Annotated in this window: 19 protein-coding genes and 1 tRNA gene; 1 reads left to right on the forward strand and 19 read right to left on the reverse strand. The window is 50.8% G+C overall.

All coding sequences use genetic code 11. The annotated features are described in order from the left end of the window. The first annotated feature begins 982 nt into the window (after positions 1 to 982). The gene (locus KOO63_04450; GenBank protein MBU8921053.1) at positions 983 to 2,476 is read left to right on the forward strand and encodes a recombinase family protein; all 1,494 of its coding nucleotides are present in this window, start codon (positions 983 to 985) and stop codon (positions 2,474 to 2,476) included. On the opposite strand, the gene KOO63_04455 is transcribed toward KOO63_04450, so the two are convergent. The 19 genes from KOO63_04455 to rplF form a co-directional block, all read right to left on the reverse strand. After that, positions 2,462 to 2,537, reverse strand: a tRNA-Asn gene (locus KOO63_04455). The two genes, KOO63_04450 and KOO63_04455, sit on opposite strands and share 15 nt — an antisense overlap. Before the next feature lie 137 nt (positions 2,538 to 2,674). Continuing rightward, the gene (locus tag KOO63_04460) at positions 2,675 to 4,216 is read right to left on the reverse strand and encodes a (Fe-S)-binding protein (GenBank protein ID MBU8921054.1); all 1,542 of its coding nucleotides are present in this window, start codon (positions 4,214 to 4,216) and stop codon (positions 2,675 to 2,677) included. Continuing rightward, the gene (locus KOO63_04465) at positions 4,194 to 5,219 is read right to left on the reverse strand and encodes an FAD-binding oxidoreductase (protein MBU8921055.1); all 1,026 of its coding nucleotides are present in this window, start codon (positions 5,217 to 5,219) and stop codon (positions 4,194 to 4,196) included. The genes KOO63_04460 and KOO63_04465 overlap by 23 nt, the downstream gene beginning before the upstream one ends. 18 nt (positions 5,220 to 5,237) lie before the next feature. After that, positions 5,238 to 6,227, reverse strand: a complete 990-nt coding sequence (locus tag KOO63_04470; protein ID MBU8921056.1) for an AEC family transporter — start codon at positions 6,225 to 6,227, stop codon at positions 5,238 to 5,240. A 350-nt stretch (positions 6,228 to 6,577) separates the two neighbouring features. Further along, positions 6,578 to 7,213: a 50S ribosomal protein L17 gene (gene rplQ / locus KOO63_04475; protein ID MBU8921057.1), complete on the reverse strand. Its 636-nt coding sequence runs from the start codon at positions 7,211 to 7,213 to the stop codon at positions 6,578 to 6,580. Next, positions 7,213 to 8,214, reverse strand: a complete 1,002-nt coding sequence (locus KOO63_04480; protein MBU8921058.1) for a DNA-directed RNA polymerase subunit alpha — start codon at positions 8,212 to 8,214, stop codon at positions 7,213 to 7,215. Before KOO63_04480 ends, rplQ begins: the two co-directional genes overlap by 1 nt. A 70-nt stretch (positions 8,215 to 8,284) precedes the next feature. Continuing rightward, positions 8,285 to 8,914 (reverse strand): 30S ribosomal protein S4, encoded by a 630-nt coding sequence (rpsD, locus tag KOO63_04485; GenBank protein ID MBU8921059.1) that lies wholly within the window; start codon positions 8,912 to 8,914, stop codon positions 8,285 to 8,287. 42 nt (positions 8,915 to 8,956) lie between these two features. After that, positions 8,957 to 9,346 (reverse strand): 30S ribosomal protein S11, encoded by a 390-nt coding sequence (gene rpsK / locus KOO63_04490; protein MBU8921060.1) that lies wholly within the window; start codon positions 9,344 to 9,346, stop codon positions 8,957 to 8,959. Positions 9,347 to 9,415: 69 nt separating this feature from the next. Beyond that, complete coding sequence (gene rpsM / locus KOO63_04495) at positions 9,416 to 9,787, reverse strand: 30S ribosomal protein S13 (GenBank protein MBU8921061.1); 372 nt, start codon at positions 9,785 to 9,787, stop codon at positions 9,416 to 9,418. 37 nt (positions 9,788 to 9,824) lie between these two features. After that, positions 9,825 to 9,938: a 50S ribosomal protein L36 gene (rpmJ, locus tag KOO63_04500; protein MBU8921062.1), complete on the reverse strand. Its 114-nt coding sequence runs from the start codon at positions 9,936 to 9,938 to the stop codon at positions 9,825 to 9,827. A 132-nt stretch (positions 9,939 to 10,070) separates the two neighbouring features. Beyond that, positions 10,071 to 10,289, reverse strand: a complete 219-nt coding sequence (gene infA, locus KOO63_04505; protein MBU8921063.1) for a translation initiation factor IF-1 — start codon at positions 10,287 to 10,289, stop codon at positions 10,071 to 10,073. A 111-nt stretch (positions 10,290 to 10,400) separates the two neighbouring features. Next, on the reverse strand, positions 10,401 to 11,144 hold the full coding sequence (map, locus tag KOO63_04510) for a type I methionyl aminopeptidase (protein ID MBU8921064.1): 744 nt from the start codon (positions 11,142 to 11,144) through the stop codon (positions 10,401 to 10,403). Beyond that, positions 11,141 to 11,788: an adenylate kinase gene (locus tag KOO63_04515; protein ID MBU8921065.1), complete on the reverse strand. Its 648-nt coding sequence runs from the start codon at positions 11,786 to 11,788 to the stop codon at positions 11,141 to 11,143. Before KOO63_04515 ends, map begins: the two co-directional genes overlap by 4 nt. 51 nt (positions 11,789 to 11,839) lie before the next feature. Then, positions 11,840 to 13,144 carry a preprotein translocase subunit SecY gene (gene secY / locus KOO63_04520; GenBank protein MBU8921066.1) on the reverse strand — a complete coding sequence of 435 codons (1,305 nt, stop codon included), beginning with the start codon at positions 13,142 to 13,144 and terminating at the stop codon, positions 11,840 to 11,842. Beyond that, complete coding sequence (rplO, locus tag KOO63_04525) at positions 13,144 to 13,626, reverse strand: 50S ribosomal protein L15 (GenBank protein ID MBU8921067.1); 483 nt, start codon at positions 13,624 to 13,626, stop codon at positions 13,144 to 13,146. The genes secY and rplO overlap by 1 nt, the downstream gene beginning before the upstream one ends. 61 nt (positions 13,627 to 13,687) lie before the next feature. Beyond that, the gene (gene rpmD / locus KOO63_04530) at positions 13,688 to 13,987 is read right to left on the reverse strand and encodes a 50S ribosomal protein L30 (GenBank protein ID MBU8921068.1); all 300 of its coding nucleotides are present in this window, start codon (positions 13,985 to 13,987) and stop codon (positions 13,688 to 13,690) included. A 97-nt stretch (positions 13,988 to 14,084) separates the two neighbouring features. Further along, complete coding sequence (gene rpsE, locus KOO63_04535; protein MBU8921069.1) at positions 14,085 to 14,744, reverse strand: 30S ribosomal protein S5; 660 nt, start codon at positions 14,742 to 14,744, stop codon at positions 14,085 to 14,087. A 49-nt stretch (positions 14,745 to 14,793) separates the two neighbouring features. Further along, positions 14,794 to 15,225, reverse strand: a complete 432-nt coding sequence (rplR, locus tag KOO63_04540) for a 50S ribosomal protein L18 (protein MBU8921070.1) — start codon at positions 15,223 to 15,225, stop codon at positions 14,794 to 14,796. A 70-nt stretch (positions 15,226 to 15,295) separates the two neighbouring features. Next, positions 15,296 to 15,844: a 50S ribosomal protein L6 gene (gene rplF, locus KOO63_04545; GenBank protein MBU8921071.1), complete on the reverse strand. Its 549-nt coding sequence runs from the start codon at positions 15,842 to 15,844 to the stop codon at positions 15,296 to 15,298. Between the last annotated feature and the right edge of the window lie 49 nt (positions 15,845 to 15,893).

Genomic DNA, 15,893 nt, shown 5'->3' on the forward strand with positions numbered 1-15,893 from the left:
GGAATGGTGTCCGGCTTCGTCCGGAATCAGTGTCCGGGTTGCTCCGGAATACGCATTCAGAAGAGCAAGAAAGAAAGCGGTACGATACCAGCCCCCACGAAGCTGGAATCGTCACCGCTTTTTCTGTTTCCACGGATGAGGGCGGAAGAAGTTTGGGAGGAAAAGATGATTGGATCCCCTTCACTTGATCTTAAGAAGGATAAATGTAACAGGCCTTGCGGATCAAAAGCGCTGAGAACGAAGATACTAGAGGCAGGATTACAGTGGAAATACATCTACAAACGACTTAACTGCAAGCGGTGGGATTGCGAGAGATGTGGGCCAATTATGGCTTGGCAGCGATGTAAGGATATATCGAAGATTGCAGAGGAGAAACAACTAGATCGCTTTCTCACCTTAACACTAGACCCTAGCAAGATCCCAAAGGATATCAATCCATTCAAATACATTTGGAAGGTGTGGAGTAAATTTCGTGTGTATCTCGGAAGAAAAAACAAAAAGGCAATATCCTACATATGTGTAGTTGAGCCTCACAAATCAGGATTACCACATCTCCACGTTCTAATAGATAGATTCATCGCTCAGAAGTGGGCAAGTAATGCATGGTCTTCAGTTGGAGGAGGAAAAATTGTGTTTATTAAAAAAGTGAAAGAGATAAGAGACATCGGGAAATACTTGGCGAAGTATCTAACGAAAATAACAAAGGAAGCTCTTCCTAGAAGATTTCGGAGGATATCAACATCCAGAGACATAAAGCTGAACACTTTTGAAAAAGGTGGTATTGAATGGAAAATGTCTCCACTTTACATGGAAATGCTGGAAAAATATGGAGAAGATAATATATGCCAGAAGATATATGACGAGAATGATTTACTGAAAGCCATAGTCACAGATGAAAGCCTAGACGGAGAAGTAGGACTTGAATTTTGGGACGAAGATATGGTATCAGGAAAAGTTACCGGCTGGGGAATAGGAGGAAACAGTGAAGAAATGCGTGATTTATGTGAGGGTATCAAGCAAGGAACAATCAGAGAAGGGGTTCTCGATATCCTCTCAGAGGGAGTTGCTGATCTCGTACGCAAAGAAAGAGAAGCTGAAAATAGAGAAAATATTCGAAGAGGTGGAAAGCGCAAAAAAAGCGGGAAGAAAAAAGTTCGAGGAAATGGTAAAGCTTCTAAGAAAAAACGGAAGCATTGAACACATTCTGGTTGAAAAAACAGACCGGCTTACAAGAAATTTCAGAGATGTTGTAAAAATCGATGATCTCGGCAGGACAATTCATTTTGTCAAAGAGGGGAATATCTTAACGCCTGACTCAAAATCAGGCGAGAAATTGATGCACGACATTAAAGTTGTCCTGGCAAAAAACTACATCGACAATCTATCGGAAGAAACTAGCAAGGGCATGTTGGAGAAGGCCAGACAGAATATCTGGCCTTCTGTTGCCCCATTGGGATATTTAAACAATCGAGAAACAAAGAGAATTGATGTTGATTTCAAAAGGGCTCCGATAATCAGAGAATTGTTCGAGGAATATTCATCTGGAAAGATGTCTCTAAGATCAGCAACAAAGTATGCGAAAGAAAAAGGACTGAGATCAAAGAAGGGGAATACTGTTTCTCAGTCGAATATCTACAAGATACTAATCAATCCAATATACATCGGAGATTTTGTCTGGAAGGGTGTCTATTACAAGGGAAGTCATAATCCCATAGTATCGAGAGAGGTATTCGATAGAGTTCAGATCGCTGTTAGGAACAAAAGCAAACCGGCAAAAAGAAAACATGATTTAGCATTTAGGGGATTAGCAAGATGTGGCAATTGTGGCTGTATGATCACTGGGGAATTCAAGAAAGAGAAATACACTTACTACCGCTGCACAAGAATGAGGGGAAATTGCGTCGAGAAGCCAATAACTGAATCAAGGCTGGCTGAGATGCTAGGAGAACCTTTAAAGCGGCTCAGAATGACTGATGAGCGCCTTGAGTGGATTATTGAGGCATTGAAAGAGAGTCATCAGGAAGAAAAGAAATACAAAGCTGAAGAAATTAGAAAACTGGAATCAGAGTATGAAGGATTGAGTTGGAAGATAGACAAACTCTATGAAGATAAACTGGAGGATGTCATTCCGCCGAATTTTTGGAAGAGTAAATTTAAAGAGTATCAAAGCCGGCAGGATAAAATAACAGAGCTGATCGAGGAACACCGGACTGCTGGGAAGGATTATCTGGAGAACGGCGTCAGGATATTAGAACTCGCTCAAAAGGCTTACTCCCTTTATGTTATGCAGGATTCTTTCGAAAAGCGTAAATTACTCGATTTGCTATATTGGAACTGCACTCTGGAAGGTGGAATAGCAAAAGGCGAACTGCGTAAGCCCTTTGATTTAATTGCAGATGGAGTGGCAGAGGAAGAACGCCTGATAAAGGAAAAAGCCCCCGAAAAGGCCCTAAATGAAAATTGGCTCCTCAGGTAGGACTTGAACCTACAACCCTTCGGTTAACAGCCGAATGCTCTACCAATTGAGCTACTGAGGAGCACGTAATATCTATATTTCAGCAAGGTCTGTGCCTCGCAGGTCTTCAATAATAGTAATAGTCAAGTCCGTTGTCAACGCTCTTTTAGAGTTCGGTAAACTGCCCTGGATTCTTTAGAACTACCTGTCTGGGTTGACTTAACCGGCTATTATCCTATGGAGTTCTGAAGCGAGAAGCTCGGGCGGAGATGTCACCGAGATCCCTGATTTAAGTGGCATTTGAGATTCAACGTTCCCTTCTGCCCTCCTGCTGATAATGTCCATCAACTGTATCCTGCAGACCGGGCAGGCGGTGGCCACGACATCTGGCTGGACCGCAGCGATCGCATCAGCCTTTACACTGCCGACCTTGCTGGAAATATCATCATGCACGAAGGTAAAGAATCCGCCACCTCCACAACATCTGTCCGCGTCGGGCATCTCCACATACCGATACCCCGGAAGCAATTCGAGAAGAGCTTCAGGCTGACGTTTGACTCCCTGCCCCCTCCCGAGATGGCATGGATGATGATAGGTGACCACAGGCAATTTTCCAGCATCCTTTTCCCGACCCTCACTGTCCGTGTTGTGTTTATCAATAAGTTCTATTGCCAGAAGTTCGTTTATGTCACGGACTTTTCCCTCGACTTTTTCCAGATAGCCTTCTCCGGCCCTTCGCAGTTTCTCCGCCTGGGGCCTGATCGAACCCGGAGCGTCATCATTCCTGTAAAAGACCTCGCTCTTTTCATCCCACTCCACCTTAAAGAAGCCGTCATCATTGAGGTCGAAAAGCCTGGGGTATTCGCTCTTCAGCATCTTTCCCCCTGACGAACAGGAAGTGATGATCCACTTGTATTCATGAGCCGAAAGACACTCGACCACATCTACGGCGGCCTTCCTCGCCGAATCGATATCGCCCGAATAGAAGAAGGGGGCTCCGCAACACGCCTGGTCGACAGGAACAATTACATCGATCCCGATCAGGTTCAGCACCCATACGACCGATTCAGCCTCTTCCGGGAAAAAATGATTTATGCTGTCCCCGATGAAATACAGGACCCGGGTCTTCTTCTCGATGTTCCGGGCCCTCGCCGCCCTGACTGCTGACAGGAGAATTTCATCCGCTCCTGATTCCTCAGGCAGAATACCATCGAGCTTCGTCGCTGGAAAGAGTTCCGGGTTGTTTCCGAGAAACGCCTTCGCCCGCGGAAGGGGAAACGATCTCTTTGAGGACCACCCAAGGAGAGGATAGAGGAATCCAACAGGACTTCTCGTACCATACCCTTGCAGCCTTCCCTTTCTTGATATTCCGAACGCTCTCATTATCCTGAAAGCGACTGAATCCATTGAACCGAGTAATTTAAGAACAACCTTCTTCGCCCAGGGCATTAGCCCTCTCTTCGCCATTTCTGTGCGAACAGCGAGTACGATCTCGTCAGCTCTCATCCCCGATGGACAACTCTCCTCACAGGCCATGCAGTGAAGGCATAGATCGAAGACTCTCAATAATTCCCTGTCGGCGATCTCCTCTCCCCTGAAGAAAGCCTCCGCCACTTCTACCTTCCCCCTGGATCCTCCCCATTCCTCCCGGATCACATCGTAGACAGGGCAGACCGACCTGCACCCTCCGCAACGATTACACAGCAGAAGATCCCTGGTGATATCTTTTCTGTCCTTTTCAATCATCTGCGAACCCGTCATCTATTATCCCCTCAGGATCGAAGAGTCTCCTGATCCTGCATGATATTTTCGAAATGGCAGCACCTTTTTCCAGTTTTGCTGAAAGCCCGGCCAACCCTCCCGCGCTGTCATCCGGTCTAACTCTCCGAATGGCGATTCCTTCGCCGGAGGCCTCTATATACCCTCCCCGAAACCTCGCGCCCGGGGAAAAGTTCTCTTTCACATATCTTAATATCTCTTCCTCGTCGCGGCAGCTCTCTCCCGGGCCAGCCCCGGAAGATTCGGGCCATATGACGATATTTCTGTGAGGAGCGAGAGACGACCAGCCGAATGCCGGTGGTCCAGGAAGCGCCAAAGGTCCTCTCAGATCAAAAGACAGGAATTTATACATCCCCGATTCTATTCCTTCGAGCCTGGATCTTTCGCCCGTGACAACTATCTCCGAAATAGCGGAATTGACAGGAAGCAGCCTCAGGGTCACGGAGGTGATCAATCCATACTGACCTCCCCCTCCAGTAAAAAGGCCCGCGAGCTCGTATCCTGCAACATCTTTAATGCTCCGCGACCCCGTATGGATCAGATCTCCAGCAGGAGTCACGATCTCTATAGAAAGGATCGATTCCCTCAACCGGCCGTACTCCCTTTCATACCTCGACACTCCCCCATCCATCACGAGAGCGCCAATAGTCAGATCAGACGAAGCAAGCTCAGGATCATAGGGGAAGAACAGACCTTCGGCTTCGACTGATCTTCGCAGCTCTGCGAGAGTGACTCCTCCTCCGCATACAGCGAGCATATCTTTCCTGGAGACTTCACTGATCTCATTCATACTGCCGCTGGAAAGAAGGAAATGATCACTTTGATCCGCGGGACAGAAAGGACTGTCCTGAATGCAGACACGGATATCCTGTCCGTGTTTCTTCTTGTCATTGAATCTTCTGAACAGATCGACAGTCTCGGCGGCGCTTGCCGGAGTTTCTATGCCCGGGGAGGCTTCTGCCTTGTCGATATTCTTGCGGTTCACGTTCATATCCCCGTACGGTCATCCAAGCCAGTTCAATATCAATGATATACTGACGATGCTGACCAGAGTCGATGTAAGGATCGCGATAGTGACCAGCCTGGGTCTGCAGTCGAACTCGGTCGCGAATACAACGGCGTTCACCGCGGTAGGCATTGCCGATTCGATCAGGATCACATTTCTTAAAATGGGATCAAACTCGAATAATCTCAAGAGGATCAATCCGAAAAAGAACCCGCCCACGATCTTGATCATCCCGGCGGCCACTCCATTGAGTACCGCGCCGTTAGGCCTTCCAGTAATTCGAACATCGACTTCATCAAATTTCTTTGTCTCACCTGAAGGGACATCCTTTGTGGTTTTCCTTCCAGATATCCGTCCGGAGATTATCTTCTGCAGTTGCATACCGAGAAGGAGCAGACCCAGCGGGATCGCAGCCTGACCCAAAAGCCTGATCATCTTCATGAACGGTTCGGGAGGAAGCATGCCGGTCTGAGAGAGAAGCCTGCCGAATATAATCGCGTAGACAAGAGGCACCTTGAAGACGGTCGCGAGGGCTTCCAGCGGTTTCCTGTTTCCCGCGCTGGCAATATAGACGCCCGCCGTCGCCTGTATAGCCGAAGAACAGACTACGTAGATCGATGCGAAGACCACCCCCTGCTCGCCGAAGGCAAGCATGCAGACGGGAATTCCGTAAAACCCGCTGTTCGTGAAAAGCGCCGACATGGAGATAGCGTTTCGTTCTATGGAATCGACTTTTCTCAGCACGCCGTATAATTGCGCCGCTATATAAAGCAGGATCGAAAGAAGTGTCACGTGGAGCAAGACCTTCATGATCAGCCCGTTATCGGCATTCGACCCGGCCATTGTCATAAATATCAGGGCAGGGGTCAGAATATACATCTGTACCCGGGACAGGACACGCTCATCCAGCTTCCCGTATTTCCGAGCCAGATATCCTAGAGTCACGACAAAGAAAACAGGAAGGATGACAGTTGCGATTACCGCCATTTGTCGCCTTTCAAGGTCGACTTATAACATGCTCGACCATTACCAGCCCCAATTTCTGTAACGCCCGGTCTCCCGATCATCTACACCAGGCCGACCATTCTGATCTCACAGAAGATACCATGTAACCATCGTGTATCCAACCCATACCGCAATCGATTATTCTATACCAGTCACCTTTTCCGCTTAAAAAGCTGCAGATCAACCCTTTGTACCGTTGCAACAACGCTACGGTATACCCCCTGTACCGTAGCATAAATGCTACGGTCGTGAGCCATAAAGACAAAACGGGAACCGTCATAATGACAGCTCCCGTTATCTTTATTCAACCAGCCATTTTGCCGGAAGAAGAACTACTTCTTCTTCGTCTCGTCCCCGGCAGCAGCTTTACCTTCATCGGTATCGCCTTCGGCCGTTTCTTCTGACCCGGCTTCAGCCTTCTCTGCTTCAGCTGCGGCAGCGGCGGCTTCCTCTTCAGCCTTCTTTTCCGCTTCAGCGGCAGCTTTCGCCTCTACCGCGGCTTTCTCCTCAGCTTCCTTTGCAGCCTTATTCGCCGCTTCGACAGGATCACCTGGGATATCGACCTTGTGATATGTTTTCATCGGCTTCTTTTTCTTGCCGCGTGGCTTATCTTTCTCACCGACCAGTTCGAGAATCGACGTATCGGCATTGTCACCCTTGCGCTCGCCGAGCTTCATTACTCTTGTGTATCCGCCCGGCCTGCTTTCGAATCTCGGACCGATGTCTTCGAAGAGCTTCTTTAGTATCTTCGGATTCTGAACTGTCTTCGCAACATGACGTCTCGAAGCAAGATCACCTTTTTTTGCGAAGGTTATCATCCGATCGGCTACACGCCTTGCCTCTTTGGCCTTTGCCGTTGTGGTAGTTATTCTTTCCTTGTCGAACAGGGAAGTAACCATGTTCCGCAGCATAGCCTTTCGGTGTGAGGCGGTCTTGTTGAGCTTCCTGTATCCATGATTATGCCGCATTACTTCTTCTCCTCTGAATTCTCTGTTTCACCGCCGAGCAGGTCATTCATATCCATGCCCAGGTGAAGCCCCATACCGTCGAGAATATCAGCGATCTCCTTGAGACTCTTGCGGCCGAAGTTCCGGTATTTGAGCATATCGCTCTCCGACTTCGGTACCAGCTCGCCAAGTGATTTGATATTTGCAGCCTTGAGGCAGTTCGAAGAACGTACGGAAAGCTCGAGTTCATCGACACTCCTGCCGAGGAGTTCCTTCATCTTTTCCTGTTCCTCATTGACGACTTCTTCTATTTCTTCTTCAGGCTCTTCTTCAAAATGTATGAAGAGAAGCATGTGATCCTTGAGGATCTTGGACGCAAACCCGAGAGCGTCCTCGGGGCTAGCGCTTCCATTCGTCGTGATCTCCAGTGTCAGCGAATCGTAATCCGTCTTCTGTCCGACCCTGGTGTCCTTGACCGAGTAGTTGACCTTGGTCACAGGGCTGAAATTGGAGTCCATCGGGATTAGCCCGATATCGTAGTCTTCGAGATTGTGGGTCTCCGAACCTACGTATCCACGTCCATGGCCGATGAGGATCTCCATCCTGACCTTGGCCTTCTCCGTACACGTCGCGATAACGAGATCCTTGTTCAGTATCTCGATCTCCGGGTTTTCCTGGATGTCGGCGGCAGTGATCTCGCCCTTCTTGTTAGTCTCGAGAGTCAGAAATCTCGGATCATCACAATGCATGACGACGATGAGCTGCTTCAGGTTGAGCACGATATCCGTAACGTCTTCCTTGACACCCTTGATAGTACTGAACTCATGGAGCACTTTATCGGCCTTGACCGCGGTAACAGCCGCACCCTGTATGGAAGAGAGCAGCGTGCGCCTGAGCGCGTTACCGATGGTATTACCGAATCCGCGCTCGAGCGGTTCCACCATAAAACTTGCGTACTTCGGAGTCGCGGTGGACTGATCCATCACGATTTCTTTCGGCATTAAAAGGTTACGCCATTTCATCTACGCGTTCCTCCTTGAGCGGTATTCCGGCACCGGCCGAAGCTTCAGAGCGCTACGGCCAGGCACCACATTACTTGGAGTAAAGCTCCACAATAAGGTTCATTTCGATCGGAACCGGGATAACGTCCCTCGTCGGTTCCTCGATATATGTGCCTTCCTTCTTACTTACATCAACAGATATATAAGGAACCGTTCCTCTGCTGCCATAGGCCTTGAGAGCTTCTTCTGTTACGAGCAGATTCCTGCTCTTCTCTCTGAGGCTAACCCGGTCTCCCGGAGTGACTTTGAAAGAGGGAATGTTCACTTTTCTGCCATTGACCTCGAAATGGTTATGAAGGATCAGCTGTCTCGCCGTTGCGCGCGAGGGAGCAAATCCCATCCTGAAGACCATGTTATCCAGTCTGCCTTCGAGGAGCCTGAGCAGGTTCTCACCCGTTACGCCCTTCATCTTCGCCGCTCTCTTGAAATAATTGCGGAACTGGCGTTCGAGCACCTGATACATACGACGCAACTTCTGTTTCTCTCTCAGCTGCACGCGATAATTGCTTCTTCTGCTGAACCTTGACCTTCCGTGCTCGCCTGGAGGATAATTCCTCTTCTCTATAGCACATCGGTCAGAATGACAGCGGTCCCCCTTGAGGAACAGTTTTGTTCCTTCACGTCTGCATAGTTTGCAAACGGGACCCGTATATCTTGCCATCTAATCCTACCTCCCCGACCTTTTCAGGGTCGAATCACTGAACTACATTCTTCTGCGTTTTTTCAACCTTACACCGTTGTGTGGAATCGGTGTACAGTCCTTTATGCTTGATACATCAAGACCGGCGGCACGGAGTGAACGGATGGCCGCTTCTCTGCCCGGGCCGGGACCCTTGATCCATGCTTCTACCTTTTTCATACCCAGTGCCATCACTTCGCGAGCAACGGTCTGGGCTGCCTGCTGTGCGGCGAACGGCGTGCTCTTGCGAGAGCCCTTGTAGCCGAGCTTTCCAGGACTGCACCAGGAAATAACGGCTCCTTCACGGTCGGTGATAGAAATGATCGTATTATTGAAAGTAGATTTAATATGGGCTACGCCATACGCATCAACATTCTTGATCTTTTTCTTCTTCGACCTCTGTGGACGGGCCAATTGGGAACCTCCCTCTCGAATTACCTAACCCCCCCGGTCATCGCCGGGGCGTTCATCATGCGAATAATATTACTTTTTCCTCTTCGAACCCGGACGGTTGCGCGGTCCTTTCCTCGTACGAGCATTAGTATGCGTACGCTGCCCGTGAACCGGAAGACCGTGTCTGTGTCTGATACCACGATAAGACCCGATATCCATCAATCGTTTGATGTTCATCGTGATTTCCGTGCGAAGTGAACCCTCGGTATTATATTCGTCTTCGATTATATCCCTGATCTTGACTTTCTGGTCCTCTGTCAGGTCCCTCGTCTTGATATTACAGGGCACTTCCGCCTTTTCGAGTATCTTTCGAGCACTCGTGCGACCCAATCCGAAGATATAGGTCAAAGCGATCTCGACATGCTTGTTGTCGGGTATATCGACTCCGACTATACGCGCCACAGGCTTTCTCCTTTCGTTATCCAGATCTCAGACAGCCCTAACCCTGACGCTGCTTGTGCTTGGGGTTCTTGCAGATAACGCGAAGAACTCCCTTGCGCCTTACTATCTTGCATCCAGGGCACATTTTCTTTATTGAGCTTCTTACTTTCATCTTTCTTCTTCCTTTTCGATCTTCCTGCCGACCACAGGGATCATCCGCGTTCGGCAGTGAACATTACCAGCGAAACATCAACGAGCTGTCAGGCCCCGGAACTGTCTCCGGATAACGGCCCCTTGAACCAGCTCATTTATACCGGTAAGTTATCCGTCCTCTTCCCAGATCGTAGGGACTCAGCTCCAGTGCCACCCTGTCACCCGGCAGGATCCGGATGAAATGCATCCGCATCTTTCCAGAGACATGGGCAAGCACAATATGCTTGTTCTCGAGTTCTACCCTGAACATAGCATTAGGCAGCGCCTCTACGACAGTTCCCTCTACCGGTATTCCTTTCTGCTTGGCCATCCAGCCTTTCTCTTTCTTCGCGTGTCACTTTCCGGCCCTAACTTCAGCCGGTGATCTCCGCGATGTGAGCAGAATCGATATTCCGCCCGAAGCAGCCTGCGTGTCGTGCGGTCACCTCGTTAAGATCTCAGGTCCCGCATCGGTGACTGCTACGGTATCTTCGAAGTGACAGGATAATTTCCCATCCACCGTAACAAAGGTCCAGTTATCCTCGAGCGTCAGCACATTACTCGCGCCGGCGTTCACCATCGGCTCCAGAGCCAGTACCATCCCCGGCTTGAGGATCGGGCCCTGCCCAGGAGGGCCGAAATTCGGGATCTGCGGTTCTTCGTGCATCCTTCTGCCGATCCCGTGCCCCACGAGTACCTTTACAACCGAGTACCCGTGGCTCTCCGCATGCTTCTGTACAGCATGCGATATGTCGGAAAGATGGTTCCCCGGCCTGACCTTGTCAATACCCAGGTCGAGAGCCTCTTTCGTCACCCTCATCAACTGCCTGGCCTCGTTAGAGACCTCTCCGACAGCGTATGTCCTGGTCGCATCGGAGTAGAACTCCCGGTGGATCACTCCCATATCGACCCCGATGATATCCCCCTCTTCGAGCTCTCTTGGTCCCGGTATCCCGTGAACCACCTGCTCATTGACCGAAGAGCATATCGTGCCCGGAAACCCCTGGTAACCCTTGAAAGCAGGGATCCCTTCGTGTGACCGGATATAATCCTCGGCTATCGCATCGAGTTCTCCGGTCGTCACTCCCGGTCGGACATTCTTCCCGACCTCATCGAAGGTCTCTTTCAAGATCCTGGCGCTCGCGCGCATCAGTTCCAGTTCCGGCTCGGTCTTAATAACTATCATTGCAAAGCGCGGATTATCTCCGCTGTAATCTCGTCTATCTTCTTCGATCCATCAACGGCCACTATGCCATCGACCCTGCTTTTATAATAATCCAGGACCGGCTCAGTCTTGTCCTTGTAGACCTCGAAGCGTCTCAGGATTGTCGCTTCCTCGTCATCGGCTCTCTTGATCAGCTTTCCGCCACATTTCTCGCAGAGCGTATCTTCACCCTTCTCCAGGGTCTCGATGTTGTAGACAGCCTTGCAGTCCTCACAGACCCGCCTGCCGCTTACACGCTTCACGACCACCTGTGGATCGACATCGATCGACAGGATGTGGTCGACGATCACTCCATTACCCTCGAGCATCGCGCTGAGAGCCTCCGCCTGCGGCAGCGTCCTTGGAAAACCATCCAGTATCCATCCACCCTCTTCGCCTCCGAGCTGTTCCTGTACCAGACCGAGCATAAGCTCATCCGGAACGAGAAGCCCGCGGTCCATGAATGTCTTCGCCTTCAGCCCGAGATCTTTTCCGCCGGTCACAGCTTCCCTCAGGAGGTCTCCCGTTGAAAGATGTCTCAGGGAAAGTTGATCCGCTATCCGCACAGCCTGCGTTCCCTTGCCGGACCCCGGAGGACCAAGAATGATTATATGTTTACCAGCCAACCTGCTGCCTTTCTATTTCCAGCACTTCCTGTTGAGAAAGCGCTGAAGAGCCTAGCGCCTTCCGCGCAGCTTGCCCTTCTTCATGAATCCGTCATAATGCCTCATCAACAGGTGAGTCTCGATCTGCTGGAGCGTATCGAGCATGACCCCGACGATGATGAGGAGTCCCGTACCACCGAACCTGAACGGCAGACCGCCTCGATAGATCAGGATATCCGGAAGTACCGCGATAAATGCCAGGAAGATAGCTCCCGGCAAAGTGACCCTCGTGAGGATCCTGTCAATATAGTCACTCGTCCTTTTACCAGGTCTTATCCCGGGAATGAACCCACCGTACTTCTGCATGTTATCAGCAAGATCTACGGGGTTGAGGATGATAGCCGTGTAGAAGTAAGTGAAGAATATGATTATCAGTGAATAAATTGTCACATACAGCCACGACGAGGGAGCCAGCCACTGCTGAATGCCCTCAAGAAATCCCACGTTGAAAAAAGAAGCTATCGTCGTGGGGAACATAAGGATCGACTGCGCAAAGATGATCGGGATGACACCGGCTGTATTGACCCTGAGCGGGATATACTGAGACCGGCCCCCGTAAACCCTGCGGCCGACTATCCTTTTTGCGTATTGTACAGGGATCCTTCTCTGCCCCTGAGTTATCAGAATGACCGAGGCTACCACCATCACCATTATCGCGGCAAAAAATATCATCCTGAAAGGTGTCATATTGCCAAGGCTTATAGCGCGCCAGGTGTTGAGGAAATCCGTCGGGTAGCGAGCGAGGATACCGACCATGATAATCAGCGAAATACCGTTTCCGATACCTCTCTCCGATATCTGCTCTCCCAGCCACATGACGAAGATCGTACCGGCTGTCAGCGTGATCATGGTAAGGAGCTTGAACGGAAGGTTCGCCATTGTCACTACTGGAGCTCCGCCTACATTAAGATTCTGCAGGAAGATGGCTATACCGAACGACTGAATGATCGCAAGTCCCACCGTTCCATAACGGGTGTACTGTGTGATCTTCTTGCGCCCCTCTTCTCCCTCTTTCGCCAGTTTCTCGAAATAAGGGATGACCGCCTGGAGAAGCTGTATAATAATCGAAGCGCTGATGTACGGCATGATACCAAGCGCAAAGATCGTCGCACGGCTGAGGTTACCGCCGGCGAAAAGATCGTACAGCGCAAAGATCGTACCCGACTGTGTCTGAAAAAACGCTTTCAGGGCAAGCGGATTTACGCCTGGAGCGGTGATATGGCCACCGATCCTGTAGATGATCAGCAATCCGATCGTAAAAAGGATCCGTTTCTTAAGCTCCGGAATACTGAATATATCCTGAAACTTCTTTAGCATTATTTCTGCTCCTCTTTATCAAGCTCGGGTATCTTCTTGCCTGAAACGAGACTGACACTACCACCCGCGTCGATAATTGTCTTCGCCGCGGATCTGCTCACGCCGTCTACTTCGACGTCCAGAGCGACTTTCAACTCTCCCTGCCCAAGAATCTTGACGGGAAGAGAAGCCTTCTTGACGAGTCCGGCTTCAACCAGGACACCACGATTGATTTTCGTACCTTTTTCAAACTGCGAAAGGCTACCAACATTGACAACCTGGTTAGCAGTTCTGAAGATATTGTGAAACCCTCTCTTCGGGAGCCTCCTCTGGAGTGGCATCTGCCCGCCCTCGAACCAGGGTGGGACGCCACCACCACTACGGCAGTTCTGGCCCTTATGGCCCTTACAGGAGGTCTTTCCATGCCCCGACCCGGGACCGCAACCGATCCTTTTTCTCTTTTTGACAGCTCCCGCTGCCGGGCTGATCTCGTTAAGCTTCATCTTCTGCGCGCTCCTTGAATCTTGTTTTTCTCGAGCTATCCGGGTTAACTACCGGACTTTATTATTCCTCTTCGTCAGCCCCGGCAGCTTCAGCCGGTGCTCCGGCATCAGGCCTGGCCGCTTCAATCACGGTAAAACCGGCCGTCTTCTTCACGGGGGCAGGAATATCCTTCTCGTCGATCTCTACCACGGCCACAAGGTGACGCACTTTTTCAAGCATTCCCCTGATCTGTGGATTGTCGTTCTTATACAACGTGCGATAGTTCCTCTTGAACCCCAGAGACTCCATCACTACCTTGTGCTTCTTCTCCTGAGAGTGGATGATGCTCCGCACTTGTGTGATTTTCAATTTCTTCGCCATCTTGCTTCCTCGCTATTGTTCGGCCGGGATACGCTCGCCGTCTGACGCCGCGCCCCTACCCTGGCAACCCCTGCCTTCCGGCACGGACCTGTTCTTTCTAGCCCTGTTCGGCTGATGCCTGCTCTCCGGCGGGAGCCTCTTCGACTTTCGCTGGAGCTTCCTTCACCTGGTCCTTAAGACCAAAAAGTTTGCTGACCGACATGCCGCGCTTCTTCGCTACCGACTTTGCACTTTTCAGGGCCTTCAGCCCGACCATCGTTGCTTTTACCATATTATGCGGATTGTTTGATCCGAGCGACTTGGTCAGTACATCCTTTACACCGGCGACTTCCAGCACCGAACGAACGCCTCCACCGGCGATTACTCCGGTACCGGGCGAAGCTGGTTTCATCAGGACTCGCGCGGCGCCAAATACACCCACCACCTTATAAGGTATGGTCCCTGCGACCATCGGGATGGTGATCATGCATTTGCGGGCCTCTTCTCCGGCCTTGCGGATCGCGTCACTGATCTCGTTAGCCTTGCCCAGGCCTACGCCGACTTTTCCCATTCCGTCGCCTACCGCAACGAGAGCGTTAAAGCTGAACCTTCGTCCACCCTTGACTACCTTCGCTACACGATTAATATGGACAGTCTGCTCGAGAAGTTCAGGACCGGTATCTTCTCTTCGGTCCCTGCGTCCCCCACGGCCGTCTCTGCGACCGCCGTCTCTCTGTTTACCTCTGCCCTGGCCTCTGCCTTGTTCTCTATTTTCCAACTATTGTACCCCCGTGGGCGATCGTCCCACCGTAGCGGGATTTTCCTGGTTAAAACCTGAGACCGTTCTTGCGGGCCGCATCCGCGAGCGCCGCTACTCTTCCATGATATAGAAATCCGTTCCTGTCGAACACGACCGTCTCGATCCCATTCTCCTTCGCCTTCTCGGCAATAGCCTTGCCTACTTCGACGGAGCGACGGATCTTAGTGCTAAGCGGCGCCTTCTTCTTGCCCTTCTTGCCCTTTTTCCCATCTTCCGGGGTCTCTGCCGCCGGCTCTGGCTCTGCCGCAAGCGTCAGCTTCAGACTGGACGCCGAAGCCAGTGTCTTCCCGGTGACATCATCGATGACCTGGGCGTAGATATGGCTGAGACTCCGGTAGACCGAAAGACGCGGTCTCTCTGTCGTGCCATGAATCTTCTTGCGCACCCTTGTACGCCTGCTCAGCCTCGCTGATCTTCTTGTTCCTGTTGCCTTGCTCACTTTTCAACTCCTGTTTTCGGGGCCGGGCCGTCACCTATCGTAACGACAGCCGCGGCACATCCAGTCAGTGCTAGAATCCTGTTCCAACAGCGGCCTTTCCAGCCTTGCGCAAGATCTGCTCACCCTGATAACGAATACCTTTACCCTTGTACGGCTCGGGCGGGCGGAAAGCTCTGATCTCGGCGGCTGTCTGGCCGACTTTCTCCTTGCTTATACCTTTTATGGTTATCTTCTTCGGGTCGGGGAGCTCGATCTCTATCCCTTCCCTTGGATCGTAATTTACCAGATGTGAATATCCCAGGCTGAGAACGAGGGTCTTGCCCTTCATCTCGGCCTTATACTCAACGCCCTCGATCTCGAGCTTCTTCTCGAAACCTTTGGAGACACCCTCGATCATGTTAAAGACGAGAGTCCTGGTCAGGCCGTGAAGCGACTTGTGCTGCTTCGAATCGGTGGGCCTCTTGACCGTGACCATGTCGGATTCGACCTCGATGATCATATCGGGATGAAGGGTCCTCTCCAATTCACCTTTCGATCCCTTGATCTTCATATAGTTGTTTTTCAGATCCACCTGTACACCGGAAGGGATCAGTACTGGATTTTTTCCAACTCGTGACATTTCTTTCTCCTACCTCCGTTATGGTCCGGGATCCATCGGGACCACCGAG

The organism is Candidatus Latescibacterota bacterium, assembly GCA_019038625.1.
Taxonomy (GTDB): domain Bacteria; phylum Krumholzibacteriota; class Krumholzibacteriia; order Krumholzibacteriales; family Krumholzibacteriaceae; genus JAGLYV01.